Origin of the sequence: Falsirhodobacter sp. 20TX0035 (genome assembly GCF_028307215.1) — a bacterium.
In the GTDB taxonomy this organism is placed as follows: Bacteria; Pseudomonadota; Alphaproteobacteria; order Rhodobacterales; family Rhodobacteraceae; genus Falsirhodobacter.
In genome coordinates this window covers 180,803-196,251 of record NZ_JAQMHV010000004.1, presented here as the reverse complement: position 1 = coordinate 196,251, position 15,449 = coordinate 180,803, and the positions used below count along the sequence as shown (strand labels likewise).

The following is a 15,449-nucleotide window of genomic DNA, read 5'->3' as shown; positions in this document are numbered from 1 at the left end:
CAGTTTCTGCGCCACCGCGACGCTCGTGACCTAACGTCATGAACGCAAACCGGTTCCGTCCCTCCGGAACGAAGACGGCCCGGAGTTTCCTCTGGGCCGTTTCAGATCAGGCCAGCGCCTTGTTCAGGTATTCGTCCACCTTTTCAAGATAGCCCATGGTGGTCAGCCACTGCTGGTCCGGACCGACCAGCAGGGCGAGGTCCTTGGTCATGAACCCGTCCTCGACCGTCTGGACGGTCACCTTTTCCAGCGTGGTGGCGAAGTTCGCCAGCGCCGCGTTGTTGTCCAGCTTCGCGCGGTGCTTCAACCCGCCGGTCCAGGCAAAGATCGACGCGATGGAGTTCGTCGAGGTCTCCTTGCCTTTCTGGTGCTGGCGGTAGTGGCGCGTGACCGTGCCGTGCGCCGCTTCCGCTTCCACCGTCTTCCCATCCGGCGTCATCAGGACCGAGGTCATCAGGCCGAGCGAGCCGAAGCCCTGCGCGACAGTGTCCGACTGAACATCGCCGTCGTAGTTCTTGCAGGCCCAGACATAGCCGCCCGACCATTTCATCGCCGAGGCGACCATGTCGTCGATCAGGCGGTGTTCGTAGTGGATGCCGGCGGCCTTGAACTGGTCGGCGAACTCCTCGTCATACACCTTCTGGAACAGGTCCTTGAAGCGGCCGTCATAGGCCTTGAGGATGGTGTTCTTGGTCGACAGGTAAACCGGCCAGCCTTTGACCAGACCGTAGTTCATCGACGCGCGGGCGAAGTCGATGATCGACTCGTCCAGGTTGTACATCGCCATGGTCACGCCGGCGCCGGGAGCCTGGAAGACCTCGCGCTCGATCGTTTCGCCATCCTCGCCCACGAACTTGATCGTCAGCGTGCCCTTGCCGGGGAAGCGGAAGTCGGTCGCGCGGTACTGGTCGCCGAAGGCGTGACGGCCGACGACGATCGGCTGGGTCCAGCCCGGAACCAGACGGGGCACGTTGCGGCAGATGATCGGCTCGCGGAAGATCACGCCGCCAAGGATGTTGCGGATCGTCCCGTTGGGCGAACGCCACATCTGCTTCAGGCCGAACTCCTCCACCCGCGCTTCGTCCGGAGTGATGGTCGCGCATTTGACGCCGACGCCGTATTGCTTGATCGCGTTGGCCGCGTCGATCGTGATCTGGTCGTTGGTGCGGTCGCGCTCCTCGATCCCAAGGTCGTAGTATTTCAGGTCCACGTCCAGATAGGGCAGGATCAGCTTCTTCTTGATGAAGTCCCAGATGATCCGGGTCATCTCGTCGCCGTCAAGCTCGACGACGGGGTTGGCTACCTTGATCTTCGACATGAATGTCCTCGGGTGGTTGCAGGTTTCGGGGATAGGTGTAGCGCGGGGAAAATCAAAAGGAAAGTATGCAGATGTATACGATCACGGGAAGAAGGCGGCGACCTGCGCGCGCAGCCACGGCCAGACCTGCGGCAGCCCACGCGCGATCTTGGCACCGACGCGGCGATCGATCTGTTCCAGCGTGACGTCGTAATCCTTCCAGGATCCGCCGCCATTGGCGAGGTTCTGAAGAACGGGCTGCACGCGGTCCAGCGATTTCGCGAAGATGGCGGTGGGGGTGGCGTTGGCCTCGAACTCCTCCCAGATGCAGCGGAATTCAGTGGCCTGATCGGCGGGCAGAAGGCCGAAGATGCGGTCGGCGGCCCGCGCCTCGGCCGCTTGCTGCGCGGCGGAGGCGTGGGCCGTGCCGTTCTGCGAATGGATCGGGACGTCGCCCGTGTCGATCTCCACCAGGTCGTGCAGGATCAGCATCTTCAGGGCACGGGGCATGTCCACGTCGGCGGGGGCGTGGTCGGCCAGCACCATGGCGTAAAGGCTCAGGTGCCAGCTGTGTTCGGCCGAATTCTCGAACCGCGACCCGTCGCACAGGCGGCCCGCGCGCAGGACACCCTTCAGCCGGTCCGCCTCTTGCAGGAACGCGAATTGCTGCGAGAGGCGGTCGGTCATGTCAGCGGCTCGTCTCGCCCAGACGGCGCTTCACGTAGCCGCTGACCGTGTCGATCATCGGCTTCATGTGCGTCTCGTCGTCCTTGAAGAAGTGGTCGGCGCCCTCGATCACCTCATGGGTAATGGTGATGCCCTTCTGTTCGTGCAGCTTGTTGACCAAGCTGACCGTGTCCTTGGGCTGGGCCACGCGGTCGGCCGACCCGTTCACGATCAGGCCGGAGGCCGGGCAGGGCGCGAGGAACGAGAAATCGTACATGTTGGCAGGCGGTGCGACGGACACGAAGCCCGTGATCTCGGGCCGGCGCATCAGAAGCTGCATGCCGATCCACGCCCCGAACGAGAAGCCCGCAACCCAGCAATGCTTGGCGTTCTGGTTCATGGATTGCAGGTAATCCAGCGCCGAGGCCGCGTCCGACAGCTCTCCGATGCCCTGGTCGTATTCGCCCTGGCTGCGGCCCACGCCGCGGAAGTTGAACCGCAGCACCGTGAAGCCCAGATTGTAGAAGGCGTAGTGCAGGTTGTAGACGACGCGGTTGTTCATCGACCCGCCGAATTGCGGATGCGGGTGCAGCACGATGGCGATCGGCGCGTCGCGTTCCTTCTGGGGGTGATAACGTCCTTCCAGACGTCCCTCGGGACCGGCGAAAATCACTTCGGGCATCGTGCGCCTTCTTCTTGCGGGCGCAGCGCGCCATTACTTTAGAATCGTTCCAAAAAGGCTTGACAATCGGGGCCCTTCGGGATGGAAAGCAGTTAAGCGGCCGGGGGGCCGACGTCAATCTATCTGGGGCGGACCGGACATGAAACTGTCGACCAAGGGGCGATACGCGATGGTGGCGCTGGCGGATCTGGCGTTGCAGCGGAATGCGGGGCTGGTCTCGCTGGCCGAGGTGTCGAAGCGGCAGGACATCTCCCTTCCGTATCTGGAGCAGTTGTTCGTGAAGCTGCGCCGCGCGGGTCTGGTGGAGGCGGTACGCGGTCCCGGCGGCGGCTACCGCCTGTCCCGCAGCCCCGACGCCATCCGTATCAGCGAGATCATGGAGGCGGTGGAGGAGCATGTGAACGCCATGCACAGCGGCGCCGGCGCCTCGGGCGGGGTGTCGGGCAGCCGTGCGCAATCCATGACGAACCGGTTGTGGGAAGGGCTGTCGGCGCATGTCTATGTCTTCCTGCACCAGACGCGCCTGTCGGATGTGATCAGCAACGGGATGGCCCCGTGCCCCGCCGTGCCCGCCCTGTTCCGGGTGGTGGACGAGGAATGACGCCCCGCGTCTATCTGGACTGGAACGCGACGACGCCGCTGCGGCCCGAGGCCCGCGCCGCCATGATCGCGGCGATGGACGTGGCGGGGAACCCGTCCTCGGTCCATGCCGAGGGGCGGGCCGCGAAGGCGCTGGTGGAAAAGGCGCGGGCGCAGGTGTCGGCGGCGCTTGGCGCGGACGGGGCGGACGTGGTCTTTGTCTCCAGCGCGACGGAGGCTGCGGCCCTGGCCTGCGCCGGGCGCGGACTGGTCTGTTCGGAGATCGAGCATGAGGCCGTGTCGGCCTGGTGCGACGCGGTGCTGCGCACCGATGCGAACGGGCAGGTGGCCGTGGACGACCCCGCGCGCACCGCCCTTCAGCTTGCCAATTCCGAAACCGGAATCCTGCAGGCCCTGCCGGAGGGGCTGGCCGTCAGCGATCTGACGCAGGCCTTCGGCAAGGTGCCCGTGGCCTTCAACTGGCTGGGCTGCGACATGGCGCTGGTGTCGGCGCACAAGCTGGGCGGCCCGAAGGGGATCGGCGCGCTGGTGATCCGCCGCGGGCTGGACGTGGCCGCGCAGATGAAGGGCGGCGGGCAGGAGATGGGCCGCCGGGCCGGGACTGAGAACATTCTGGGCATCGTAGGCTTTGGCGCAGCCGCCGAAGCCGCGGCGCGCGACCTGTCGGACGGGGTCTGGGAGCGGGTTGCGGAAATTAGAAACATTCTCGATTCCTCGTTGTGCGGGGAGGGGAATGTGACTATTTCGGTCGGGAAGGACGTGGCGCGCCTGCCCAACACCCTGTGTCTGGTCACGCCGGGCTGGAAGGGTGAAACGCAGGTGATGCAGATGGATCTGGCGGGGTTCGCCGTTTCGGCGGGGTCCGCCTGTTCCAGCGGCAAGGTCCGGCAGAGCCGGGTGCTGCGGGCCATGGGATTTGACGAGGTGGGGGCGTCGTCGGCGCTGCGCATCTCGCTTGGACCGGATGTGACGAAGGATCAGGCGGACCGTTTCGCCGATGCCTGGACAAAGGCGCGGGCGCGGCATCTGGCCCGCCTCGCGTAGATGGAGAGAAAAATGGCTTTGGAAGACACGCTCCCCGAGATCGAAGTGCGCGAAGGCGTCGATCGCGAGACGATCGAAACCGTGCAGGCCATGGCCGGCAAGTACAAGTACGGCTGGGACACCGAGATCGAGATGGAGTTCGCGCCGAAAGGCCTGAACGAGGACATCGTCCGCCTGATCTCGGCCAAGAACGATGAGCCGGAGTGGATGACCGAATGGCGTCTGCAGGCCTATCGCCGCTGGGTGGAGATGGCGGAGCCGAAATGGGCGATGCTCAACTACCCCGAGATCGACTACCAGGACATCTACTATTACGCCAAGCCCAAGAGCATGGAGGTGAAGCCGAAGTCGCTGGAGGAGGTCGATCCCAAGCTGTTGGCCACCTATGAGAAGCTGGGCATCCCGCTGAAGGAGCAGGCGCTTCTGGCGGGCGTGGAAGGCGCGGACGAGCCGCGGCGCGTGGCCGTGGACGCCGTCTTCGACAGCGTGTCCGTGGGCACGACTTTCAAGGCGGAGCTGGCCAAGGCCGGCGTGATCTTCTGCTCCATCTCCGAAGCGATCCGCGAATATCCGGAGCTGGTGAAGAAATACCTCGGCACCGTGGTGCCGCAGTCGGACAACTACTTCGCGACGCTGAACTCGGCCGTCTTCTCGGACGGGTCGTTCGTCTACATCCCGGAAGGCGTGAAATGCCCGATGGAGCTGTCGACCTATTTCCGCATCAACGCGGAAAACACGGGGCAGTTCGAACGGACGCTGATCATCGCCGACAAGGGATCCTATGTCAGCTACCTGGAAGGCTGCACGGCGCCCAAGCGCGACACGAACCAGCTGCACGCGGCGGTGGTGGAACTGGTGATCCTTGAGGATGCCGAGATCAAGTATTCGACCGTCCAGAACTGGTTCCCGGGCGACGAAGAAGGCAAGGGCGGCATCTACAACTTCGTGACCAAGCGCGCGGATTGCCGTGGCGACCGGGCGAAGGTGATGTGGACGCAGGTGGAAACCGGTTCGGCCATCACGTGGAAATACCCGTCCTGCATCCTGCGCGGCGAGGCATCGCAAGGCGAGTTCTACTCGATCGCCATCGCCAACAACGCGCAGCAGGCCGACACCGGCACCAAGATGATCCACCTTGGCAAGAACACCCGCTCGCGCATTGTTTCCAAAGGGATTTCCGCCGGGAAGGCGCAGAACACCTACCGCGGTCAGGTCACCATGCATCCGCGCGCGCAGAACAGCCGGAACTACACCCAGTGCGACAGCCTGCTGATCGGCGACAAGTGCGGGGCGCACACGGTCCCGTATATCGAGGTGAAGAACAACTCCTCACGCGTGGAGCATGAGGCGACGACGTCCAAGGTGGACGACGACCAGCTGTTCTACTGCCGCTCGCGCGGGATGGACGAGGAGGAGGCGGTCGCGCTGGTCGTGAACGGCTTCTGCAAAGAGGTGCTGCAGGCCCTTCCCATGGAGTTCGCCATGGAAGCCCAGGCGCTGGTCGCCATCAGCCTTGAGGGGAGTGTCGGCTGATGACGCTCGCCCCGATGCGGGAACGTCTTCGGGCGTATCGGGACGGATCGCCCCTCGCGCTGGCCGCGATGGAGCAGGTCCGCACCCGCATCGAGGGGCGGGACGTCATCTTCACGCTGAACATGCAGCGTGATCCGATCCAGAACCAGCACCGACTTGGCCGCTTCTACGAGGCGGAGGAGTTGGACTCCCTGCGCGAGGTGCTGCCGGAGGGGATGGTCGTGCTGGACGTGGGCGCCAATGTGGGCAACCACGCGCTGTGGTTTGCCCTGTTCGGCGGCGCGTCCCGCGTGGTCGTGGTCGAACCCAATCCGCTGGCGCTGGAGCCTTTGGTCGCGAATGTCCTGTCCAACGGGCTGGACGGGGTCATCGATCTGGACCGGATCGGCTTCGGCCTGTCCAACCGGAACGAGGGTGGCTTCTTCATGAAGGCGCACGATCGCAATCTGGGTGCCACCAAGATGTTCGCCGACGCCGGCGGCAATCTGGAGGTCCGGCGCGGGGACGAGGCCTTTGCCGACCTTACGCCCGATCTGATCAAGATCGACGTTGAGGGGATGGAGGTCGAAGTCCTCCAGGGCCTTGACCAGCTGGTCGCCCGCGTACGTCCGGTCCTGATGGTGGAGGTGGATGACGCGAACCTGACCGCCTTTGCCGCCTGGGTTGAGGCGAAGGACTACATCGAACACCGCGCCTTTGGCGTGGGACGGCATAACGCCAATCATATTCTCGTGCCGGCCGAACGCGCCGGCATCACGCTTCAAGCCTGAGGAAAAAATGCTTAAGATCAACAACCTGCACGTCAAACTTGAAGAAGAGGAGAAGGTCATTCTCCGCGGCGTCGACCTGACGGTCGAAGCCGGCAAGGTGCATGCGATCATGGGCCCCAACGGGTCCGGCAAGTCGACGCTGTCCTATGTCCTGTCGGGCCGCGACGGCTATGAGGTCACCGAAGGTTCCGCCACGCTGGACGGCGAGGAGCTGCTGGAGATGGAGCCGGAAGAGCGGGCCGCCGCCGGCCTGTTCCTGGCTTTCCAGTATCCGGTGGAGATCCCGGGCGTGGGCAACATGACCTTCCTGCGGACCGCGCTGAACGCGCAGCGCAAGGCACGCGGCGAGGACGAGGTGTCGGCCGGCGACTTCCTGAAGCTGGTGCGCGAAAAGGCCGCGAGCCTGAAGATCGACGCCGACATGATGAAGCGTCCGGTGAACGTCGGCTTTTCGGGCGGTGAAAAGAAGCGCAACGAGATCCTGCAGATGGCCCTGCTGGAACCGAAGATGTGCATTCTCGACGAGACGGATTCCGGTCTGGACGTCGACGCGATGAAGCTGGTGTCGGAAGGGGTCAACGCCCTGCGCGACGAAGGCCGCGCCTTCCTGGTTATCACCCACTACCAGCGCCTGCTGGACCACATCCGCCCGGACGTGGTGCACATCATGGCCAACGGCCGCATCGTCCTGACCGGCGGGCCCGAGTTGGCGCTGGAGGTCGAGAAGAACGGCTATTCCGACATCCTCGCAGGGGCTCTCTGATGCTGGCACAGGCGAAACTGGACGCGCTGTCAGCCCGGATCGCGGGGCTGCATTTCCCGTCGACCGGCTGGCAGGGCAAGGCCCGCGGCGCCGCGCTGGAGCGGCTGACCGCGATGGGCCTGCCGGGGCGGCGTGACGAATACTGGCGCTACACTGACCCGGCCAAGCTGAACGCGGCACAGGTCCGTGCCGACCTGAACGCCTCCGACATCGCGTTCCAGGAAACGGATGCGCTTCGGATCGTGTTCACGGACGGCGTGTTCGACGCGGAATTCTCGGACGACCTGACGTTGTCGGGCGTGGAGATCACCCGCCTGGCGGATGCCGTGACGGATCTGCACTGGGCGGCCGAGATCTACGGTGTGCTGGAAGAGCGTGGGCAGAAGCCGGTTCTGCGTCCCTTTGCGGCGCTGGCCACCGCCTTCGCCACCGACGGCCTGCTGATCCGGGTGACGGGCAAGGCGGAACGGCCCATCTCGATCGTTTACCGTTCGCTTTCGGACACTTCCGACGTGATGCTGCATCACTGCGTAAAATTGGAGGAAGGGGCTGAGGTCACTCTTCTGGAAACCGGCGATGCGGGCCCGCGTCTGTTGACGAACCTTGAGGTGGACGTGGCACCTTCGGCCCGTTTCCATCATGTCCGCGCCCAGGGGCGCAGCCATCAGCGCATGGTCAACACCCACATCTTCGCCCGCGTTGCGGATGAGGCGCTGTTCAAGTCCTTCACGGCGTCGATCAACGGCGTCCTGACGCGGAACGAGGCGGTGCTGGACATCGTCGGTGACGACGCGGTGGCGCATGTGGCCGGCGTGACGGTGGGCGACGGGCCGGACTTCCTGAACGACGACACCGTCTTCATCACCCACGCGGCCGAACGGTGCGAAAGCCGTCAGGTCTTCAAGAAGGTGTTGAAGAACGGGGCCACGGGCGTCTTCCAGGGCAAGATCCTGGTGAAGCCGGGCGCGCAGAAAACGGATGGCTACCAGATCAGCCAGAGCCTGCTTCTGGACGGCGACAGCCAGTTCCTGGCCAAGCCTGAGCTGGAGATCTATGCCGACGACGTGAAATGCTCCCACGGCTCCACCTCCGGCGCGATCGACGAGACGGCGCTGTTCTACCTCCGCTCGCGCGGGGTGCCGCAGCGCCGGGCGCAGTCCCTCTTGGTGCTGGCCTTCCTGGCCGAGGCACTGGCCGAGATCGAGGACGAAACGCTGGCCGAGGATCTGCAGCTGCGTCTGGAATCCTGGCTTGACCGTCACGAGGACTGATCATGGCGGGACCGCTCCGTTCTGCCATCGCGCTGTCGATCCGCGAACCGCGCGCCGGGGTGCGCGCGGTTCTGTCCGCGCTGCCGGAACGGGGCGCCCGGCAGGAGCTGTTCCTGCTGGCAGCCATCCTGCCCACACTGCTGATCTTCCTTGTGCTGGGTCTGTCGGGCGACATGACGCTGGCGCCCGCGGGTCCGCTGATCCTGCTTCTGATGCAGGTGGCGGGGCTTCTTCTGATCACGGCGCTTGCCTATGGCCTGTGCCGGTGGCGGGGCGGGGTCGGGACCTTTTCTGACTGTCTTGCGGCACTGGCCTGGTTGCAGGTGATCATGGCCGCGGTGCAGGCCGCGCTTCTGGTCGTGGAGCTGGCGCTGCCGTTCATGGGCATCTTTGCGGGGATCTGCACCATCGGTCTGGCGCTGTGGCTGGCCGCGCATTTCCTGGCCGAGGTTCACGGGTTCAAAAGCGTGCAGGTCGTCGGTTTCGGCATCGTCGGCTTTATCTTCGCGATGTTCATCATTTTGGGATGGCTCACATCCCTTGCGGGAGGCGGCAATGTATGACGTTCAGGCGGTCCGCCGCGATTTTCCGATCCTGTCGCGCGAGGTGAACGGCAAGCCGCTCGTCTACCTCGACAACGGTGCCTCGGCGCAGAAGCCGCAAGCGGTGATCGACGCGATCACGCGGGCCTACAGCTACGAATACGCCAACGTGCACCGCGGCCTGCACACGCTGTCCACCACCGCGACCGAGCGGTACGAGGCGGTGCGGGGCACGGTCGCGCGGTTCCTGAACGTAGCGGACCCAGAGGAGATCATCCACACGGCCGGGTCCACCAACGGGATCAACCTCGTCTCCTATGGCTGGGCCGCGCCACGGCTTCAGGCGGGGGATGAGATCGTCCTGACGATCATGGAGCATCACGCCAACATCGTGCCGTGGCACTTCCTGCGCGAACGTCAGGGCGTGGTGCTGAAATGGGTGGAGTGCGATGCCAAGGGCGACATCGATCCGCAGGCGGTGATCGACGCCATCGGGCCGCGCACGAAGCTGGTGGCCGTGACGCACATGTCCAATGTCACGGGCACCGTGCTGGACGTGGCGGCGATCTGCCGGGGCGCGCAGACCAAGGGGGTTCCGGTTCTGGTGGACGGGTCGCAGGCGGCGGTGCACATGCCGGTCGACGTGTCGGCCATCGGTTGCGACTTCTACGCGATCACGGGCCACAAGCTTTACGGGCCCAGCAGCTCCGGCGCGATCTTCATCCGGAAAGAACGGATGGCCGAGATGCGCCCCTTCATGGGCGGCGGCGACATGATCGACACCGTGACCCGCGACACTGTGACCTACGCCCGTCCCCCCTTGCGGTTCGAGGCGGGCACGCCCGGCATCGTGTCCCAGATCGGGTTCGGCGCGGCGCTGGAATATATGATGGCGCTTGGGATGGACAACATCGCGGCGCATGAACGGCGGCTGCGCGACGTGGCGCGGGATCGGCTGGCGGGGCTGAACTGGCTGAACGTGCAGGGGCAGTCCGACACCAAGGGCGCGATCTTCTCCTTCACGCTGGAAGGGGCGGCCCATGCCCATGACGTGTCCACGATTCTGGACCAGCGCGGGATCGCAGTTCGGGCGGGCACCCATTGCGCCTTGCCGCTGCTGCAGCATCTGGGCGTGGGGGCCACCTGCCGCGCCAGCTTCGGCCTTTACAACACCGAAGGTGAGATCGACGCCCTCGTCTCGGGCCTCGAGCTTTGCCACGATCTTTTCGGATAGAAGGCCGCTTGTCACCGGCCGACACCCCTGCTACAGACAGGCCAAGGCACCCATAGCTCAGCTGGATAGAGCGTTGCCCTCCGAAGGCAAAGGTCGCACGTTCGAATCGTGCTGGGTGCACCATTATCCAAAGACATTCGCGGCAAGAATCCCTTGGTGGAAGTCTGGACGCTGCTTTTGTGCGTCTGGGTGATACCAAGCAGTTTACAGCGTGGGCTGCATCTGCCCACGAGCTTGCTGGCGGAAGTGATCCCCATTCCTTTTGAAACAGTGCGGCTGAAGCGGTTCATTGCGCACTCGGCGAGGGTCATGTCAGCTCGAATGCTCGGCGACGGTTGCATCCCGTACGATGCACCGCCGCCTGCGGGCATAACCCCGGACGTCCAGTGTTCACCCATGAAGGATACACGTCAACCCGACGCCGTGACTTCACATATATAAAATTTGTAAAAGTTGGAGCTAGGCGGCTATTCTTGGATGCAGGGCGTCGGACCTCACCGCCTAGCTCCAACACCCGCTAGCCATCACATAAGGAGCTAATCGTTACTCGGGTGACGGGTAAGTGATATCTACCGCAACCGGCAATTGCGTCAATCCCAAGAGTGGCAATTCGTTAAAAAATAGTTAATGTGCTCCACAACTTATGGTTGTGCTGTCTTGTTGCCTGCATGATTTGCATGGCTCCGAGGTGTCTATTTTGGTCTGCAGGTTGCCGACCGGATCAGCCCGAAACCTTCTTCACGAACTGCGATCTCAGACCCATGGGGCCGATGCCCGGGATCTTGCAGTCGATGTCGTGATCGCCGTCCACCAAGGTGATATTGCGCACCTTCGTGCCCACTTTCACCGTCAGCGACGACCCTTTCACCTTCAGATCCTTGATCACCGTCACCGTGTCGCCGTTCTGCAGGATGTTGCCGACGGCGTCGCGCACGGGGGCATCCTCGGCCGCGGACACCTGCCATTCATGCCCGCATTCGGGGCAGATCAGCAGCGGATCCTGTTCATAGCTGTGGGGCGAGGCGCATTCGGGGCAGGGGGGAAGATCTTGGGTCATGTGCCCCGTATATCCGGCGGTTGGCAGGCCCGCCAGCGGCCATGCGCCGCCACCTCACGGCGTTTTGCCCTCGACAGAATCGGCCACTGGGGCTGTTATCGCCTTTCCTATCCATCATAGGGACGTTCCAATGTCTTCCGAAGTGCTTCTGACCCGCCCGAACCATCGCATCGTTCATCATCGCCCCGAACGGTCGCGGAAGACGAGGGTTCTGATCACCTTCGGAGAGAGCGGAATGTCGGACGCTGGCCCCTGGACGCAACTGGCGCTGGAGCGGGGGCACGAGACGATCCACATCTCCTCCGCCTCGGCTTATCAGGGATTGGAGGTCGAAGATGTTGCGGAGGCGCTGACGTCGGTTTTGGACGGGCGGAAGGCCATCACCTGCGGGTCGGGGGTGGGGGGCTATGCCGCCATCTACTTCGGCAGTGCGATCGCGTCGCAGATCATCGCCTTCTCTCCGCGCCATGACGGGCATCCGACGCTGGGCCGGGGTGCGGCGGGGGGCGAATGGACCCATGCCGAAGCGCTGACCGATCTTGCGAAGCATGAGGGAACCGCGACCGTGGTTTTCGACCCGGCTGACGCGGCGGCGCAGACGCTTGTCGCCCAATGGTTGCAGCCGGCATATCCGCAAGCGCAATCGCAGCCGTTGTTTCTAGCGGGAACGGACACCGCCCGGGCGCTGGACGAGGCGGGGCAGCTTGTTCCCTTTCTTGAGAAGAGCCTGAACGGCTATGTCCCGAAGAAGGTGAAGCCCATCTTCGCGCCGAACAGTGCAAAGGGCCTGTGGGCGCAGGGCCTTTCCTTGTGGTTCGAAGGCGACACGAAGAACGCGCTGGCCACCATGCTGCAATCCGCACGCACCGCGCCGGAGGCCGGCACGCTGATGGACATCGCCGCGCGGGCGCAGTCCGTGTCGGATGGCGATGCGTTGCGCGCTGTCGCGTCCCTTGTGGGGGAGCATGAGCTGTGGGCATCGATGAACGGGAAGACCGCGCGTCTTCTGCTGAACGCCCAGCGCAAGGCGCCAGCCGTCGCGAACGGCTGATGATCCCCTTCGTTTGATCTGGCGGGCCGTCCCAAGGGGCGGCCCGCTTTGCATTCAGGATCCGGCACCGATGGACGAACACATGGACGGCCGCAGGCAGCGTCAGCGCATCATGATCGCAATGGCGGTTGCCCTGATGCGAAAGGCTGCGGACTGGCCGGATCAGGGAATACCATTCTCTTTCTCGGCGCTACTTTGCCGAATCCATTCTGTTGTAAAACACGACAAGCCCTGTCGTAATTAAGACAACGGAACAGGGAGGATGACCCCGTGATGCAGCGATTTTCCATTCGGTTGACCTCGGCCGCCTTGGCCATGGCGCTTTCGGTGGCGGGGCAGGCGGCCTATGCCGAGCAGCTTCTGAACGTCAGCTACGACCCGACGCGCGAGCTGTACCGCGACGTGAACGCGCAGTTCGCGGACTGGTGGGTGAAGCAGGGCCACGACAAGCCCCAGATCCAGACCAGCCATGGCGGATCGGGCAGCCAGGCCCGCGCGGTGGTGGACGGGCTGGACGCGCAGGTGGTGACGCTGGCGCTGGCACCCGACATCGACCGCATCGCCGACACGGGCAAGATCCCCGAGGATTGGCAGACGAAGCTGCCGCACAACGCGTCGCCCTACACCTCGACCATCGTGTTCCTTGTGCGCAAGGACAACCCGAAGAACATCAAGGACTGGCCGGACCTGATCAAGGACGGGGTGGAGGTGATCACGCCGAACCCCAAGACTTCGGGCGGGGCGCGCTGGAACTACATGGCCGCCTGGGCCTGGGCGGAAAAGGCGGGGCAGGACCCGAAGGCCTTTGTGGGCGAGCTGTTCAAGCATGTGCCGGTGCTGGACAGCGGCGCGCGCGGCGCCACGACCACCTTTGCTCAGCGCGGCATGGGCGACGTCCTGCTGGCCTGGGAAAACGAGGCCTACCTGGCCCTGAACGAGATCGGCGACGATTTCGAGATCGTGGTCCCCTCGGTGTCGATCCTGGCCGAACCGCCGGTGGCGGTGGTCGAAGGCAACATCAAGACCGACGATCAGCGGGCGCTCGCGCAGGGCTATCTCGAATGGCTCTACACGCCCGAGGCGCAGGCGATCGCGTTCAAGCACTACTACCGCGCCTGGGACACCTCCAAGGCCGATCCGGAAGACGTGGCACGGCTGCCGCAGCTTGAACTGGTGAACATCGCGGATCTGGGAGGCTGGGATAAGGTTCAGGCCGAACAGTTCGGGGATGGCGGCGTGTTCGACCAGATCTACACGGCGAAATGATGCGGATCGCCCGTTCCTCCCCCATGCCCGGGTTCGGGCTGGCGATGGGGATCACGGTGACGATGCTGTCGCTGGTGGTCCTCCTCCCCATCGCCGCGCTGATCCTTCAGGGGGCCAGCCTTGGCCCGTCCGCCTGGTGGGCGGCCGTCAGCAGCCCGCGGGTGGCGGCGGCGCTGTACCTGTCGTTCCGGCTGGCGCTGTTCGCGGCGCTGTTTAACCTCGTGTTCGGGGTGCTGCTGGCCTGGGTGCTGGTGCGCTACCGCTTTCCGGGCCGCAAGCTGATCGACGCGGCGGTGGATCTTCCCTTCGCGCTGCCGACGGCGGTGGCCGGGATCGCCCTGACCGCGCTCTATGCGCCGAACGGGGTGCTGGGCGCCGCGCTGCCGTGGAAGATCGCCTACACCCAGTGGGGCATCTTCGTGGCGCTGGTCTTCGTGGGCCTGCCCTTTGTCACCCGCACCGTCCAGCCGGTGGTGGAGGAGCTGGACCGCGAGGTGGAGGAAGCCTCCGCCAGCCTGGGCGCCAGCCGCGGGATGACGCTGCGCCGCGTGGTGCTGCCGACGCTGCTGCCCGCCGCCCTGACGGGCTTCGCGCTGTCCTTGGCGCGGGCTGTGGGGGAATACGGATCCGTCATCTTCATCGCGGGCAACATTCCATTGAAGACCGAGATCGCTCCCCTTCTGATCGTCATCCGCCTGGAGGAGTTCGACATCGCGGGCGCGGCGGCGATCGGTCTTGCGATGCTGGCGATCTCCTTCTCCATGCTGTTCATCATCAACGCGGTCCAGATCTGGAGCCGTCGGAGGATCGGTCTTGTCTGACATCCCAGTGCCCCGCGCCGCCACCGAAGAGTCGCGGATCGTGCGCCTTGTCCTGATCCTTCTGGCCGTGGGCGGCCTGGCGATCCTGGTGGCCGCGCCGCTGATCGCCGTCTTCGCCCAGGCCCTGTCCGACGGGGGGCGGGCGGCGGTGGCCTCCCTGGCCCAGCCTGACGCGTGGGAGGCGATCCGCCTGACGCTGATCGTGGCCGCCGTATCGGTGCCGGTGAACGCGATCTTTGGGATCGCGGCCGCTTGGGCCATCACCAAGTTCGACTTCCCGGGCAAGACGGTGCTGATCACGCTGATCGACCTGCCGTTCTCCGTCTCTCCGGTGGTGGCGGGGCTGTGCTTCGTGCTGCTGTTCGGCAGCCATTCCCTGCTGGGCAGCTGGTTGATCGGCAACGGCTACCCCATCGTCTTCGCCTTGCCGGGCATCATCCTGGCCACCGTCTTCGTGACCTTTCCCTTTGTCGCCCGCGAACTGATCCCCGTGATGATCGAACAGGGCCGCGCCGAAGAGGAGGCCGCCCTGACCCTCGGCGCCTCCGGCTGGCGGGTGCTGCGGACGGTGACGCTGCCGAACATCCGCTGGGCGCTTCTGTATGGCGTGCTGTTGTGCAACGCGCGCGCCATGGGCGAATTCGGGGCCGTCGCCGTCGTCTCCGGCAAGATCCGGGGGGAAACCGCCACCATGCCCATCACGATCGAGATGATGTACAACGAATACCTGTCCGTCGCCGCCTTCAGCATGGCCGCCCTGCTGGCCCTGCTGGCGCTGGTCACCCTTGCCATCAAGTCCCTGCTGGAATGGCGCTATGCCGACCAGCTTGCCGCCACCCGCCGCCATTGAGG

16 protein-coding genes and 1 tRNA gene are annotated in these 15,449 nt (G+C 64.7%); 13 read left to right on the top strand and 4 right to left on the bottom strand.

Translation table 11 applies throughout. The features are described 5' to 3' along the window. Positions 1-106: 106 nt before the first annotated feature. The 3 genes from PIJ50_RS07610 to PIJ50_RS07600 all read right to left on the bottom strand — a co-directional run bounded on the left by PIJ50_RS07610 (position 107) and on the right by PIJ50_RS07600 (position 2,645). Positions 107-1,318 (bottom strand): NADP-dependent isocitrate dehydrogenase, encoded by a 1,212-nt coding sequence (locus PIJ50_RS07610; protein ID WP_271974105.1) that lies wholly within the window; start codon positions 1,316-1,318, stop codon positions 107-109. A gap of 81 nt (positions 1,319-1,399) precedes the next feature. After that, a complete protein-coding gene (locus PIJ50_RS07605; RefSeq protein ID WP_271974102.1) occupies positions 1,400-1,984 on the bottom strand; it encodes an HD domain-containing protein in 585 nt (194 codons plus the stop codon). A gap of 1 nt (position 1,985) precedes the next feature. Then, positions 1,986-2,645, bottom strand: a complete 660-nt coding sequence (locus tag PIJ50_RS07600; RefSeq protein WP_271974101.1) for an alpha/beta hydrolase — start codon at positions 2,643-2,645, stop codon at positions 1,986-1,988. A gap of 139 nt (positions 2,646-2,784) precedes the next feature. On the opposite strand from PIJ50_RS07600, the gene iscR reads away from it, so the two are divergent. From iscR to PIJ50_RS07555, 9 genes are all read left to right on the top strand, one after another. After that, positions 2,785-3,246 (top strand): Fe-S cluster assembly transcriptional regulator IscR, encoded by a 462-nt coding sequence (gene iscR, locus PIJ50_RS07595; RefSeq protein ID WP_271974099.1) that lies wholly within the window; start codon positions 2,785-2,787, stop codon positions 3,244-3,246. Beyond that, a complete protein-coding gene (locus PIJ50_RS07590) occupies positions 3,243-4,289 on the top strand; it encodes a cysteine desulfurase family protein (protein WP_271974097.1) in 1,047 nt (348 codons plus the stop codon). The genes iscR and PIJ50_RS07590 overlap by 4 nt, the downstream gene beginning before the upstream one ends. A 12-nt stretch (positions 4,290-4,301) precedes the next feature. Then, complete coding sequence (sufB, locus tag PIJ50_RS07585) at positions 4,302-5,822, top strand: Fe-S cluster assembly protein SufB (RefSeq protein ID WP_271974096.1); 1,521 nt, start codon at positions 4,302-4,304, stop codon at positions 5,820-5,822. Beyond that, positions 5,822-6,592 carry an FkbM family methyltransferase gene (locus tag PIJ50_RS07580; RefSeq protein WP_271974095.1) on the top strand — a complete coding sequence of 257 codons (771 nt, stop codon included), beginning with the start codon at positions 5,822-5,824 and terminating at the stop codon, positions 6,590-6,592. The genes sufB and PIJ50_RS07580 overlap by 1 nt, the downstream gene beginning before the upstream one ends. A 7-nt stretch (positions 6,593-6,599) precedes the next feature. Then, on the top strand, positions 6,600-7,355 hold the full coding sequence (sufC, locus tag PIJ50_RS07575; RefSeq protein ID WP_271974093.1) for a Fe-S cluster assembly ATPase SufC: 756 nt from the start codon (positions 6,600-6,602) through the stop codon (positions 7,353-7,355). A 2-nt stretch (positions 7,356-7,357) separates the two neighbouring features. After that, on the top strand, positions 7,358-8,626 hold the full coding sequence (locus PIJ50_RS07570) for a SufB/SufD family protein (RefSeq protein ID WP_271974192.1): 1,269 nt from the start codon (positions 7,358-7,360) through the stop codon (positions 8,624-8,626). Positions 8,627-8,628: 2 nt separating this feature from the next. Further along, the gene (locus PIJ50_RS07565; protein WP_271974091.1) at positions 8,629-9,189 is read left to right on the top strand and encodes a Yip1 family protein; all 561 of its coding nucleotides are present in this window, start codon (positions 8,629-8,631) and stop codon (positions 9,187-9,189) included. Continuing rightward, entirely contained in the window at positions 9,182-10,402 is a 1,221-nt protein-coding gene (locus tag PIJ50_RS07560; RefSeq protein WP_271974090.1) for a cysteine desulfurase, read from the top strand. The genes PIJ50_RS07565 and PIJ50_RS07560 overlap by 8 nt, the downstream gene beginning before the upstream one ends. A gap of 46 nt (positions 10,403-10,448) precedes the next feature. Continuing rightward, positions 10,449-10,525: transfer RNA gene (locus tag PIJ50_RS07555), tRNA-Arg, on the top strand. 598 nt (positions 10,526-11,123) lie between these two features. Here the strand turns inward: PIJ50_RS07555 and PIJ50_RS07550 are convergent. Next, on the bottom strand, positions 11,124-11,459 hold the full coding sequence (locus tag PIJ50_RS07550; RefSeq protein WP_271974089.1) for a zinc ribbon domain-containing protein YjdM: 336 nt from the start codon (positions 11,457-11,459) through the stop codon (positions 11,124-11,126). A 130-nt stretch (positions 11,460-11,589) separates the two neighbouring features. Here PIJ50_RS07550 and PIJ50_RS07545 point away from each other — a divergent pair, with 130 nt between their 5' ends. The 4 genes from PIJ50_RS07545 (at position 11,590) to cysW (ending at position 15,447) form a co-directional block, all read left to right on the top strand. After that, positions 11,590-12,510, top strand: coding sequence for a hypothetical protein (locus PIJ50_RS07545; RefSeq protein WP_271974087.1), 921 nt, complete (start codon positions 11,590-11,592; stop codon positions 12,508-12,510). A gap of 273 nt (positions 12,511-12,783) precedes the next feature. Next, positions 12,784-13,776 (top strand): sulfate ABC transporter substrate-binding protein, encoded by a 993-nt coding sequence (locus PIJ50_RS07540; RefSeq protein ID WP_271974085.1) that lies wholly within the window; start codon positions 12,784-12,786, stop codon positions 13,774-13,776. Continuing rightward, complete coding sequence (cysT, locus tag PIJ50_RS07535; RefSeq protein ID WP_271974083.1) at positions 13,776-14,597, top strand: sulfate ABC transporter permease subunit CysT; 822 nt, start codon at positions 13,776-13,778, stop codon at positions 14,595-14,597. Before PIJ50_RS07540 ends, cysT begins: the two co-directional genes overlap by 1 nt. Next, positions 14,590-15,447 carry a sulfate ABC transporter permease subunit CysW gene (gene cysW / locus PIJ50_RS07530; protein WP_271974081.1) on the top strand — a complete coding sequence of 286 codons (858 nt, stop codon included), beginning with the start codon at positions 14,590-14,592 and terminating at the stop codon, positions 15,445-15,447. Before cysT ends, cysW begins: the two co-directional genes overlap by 8 nt. Positions 15,448-15,449: the final 2 nt, after the last annotated feature.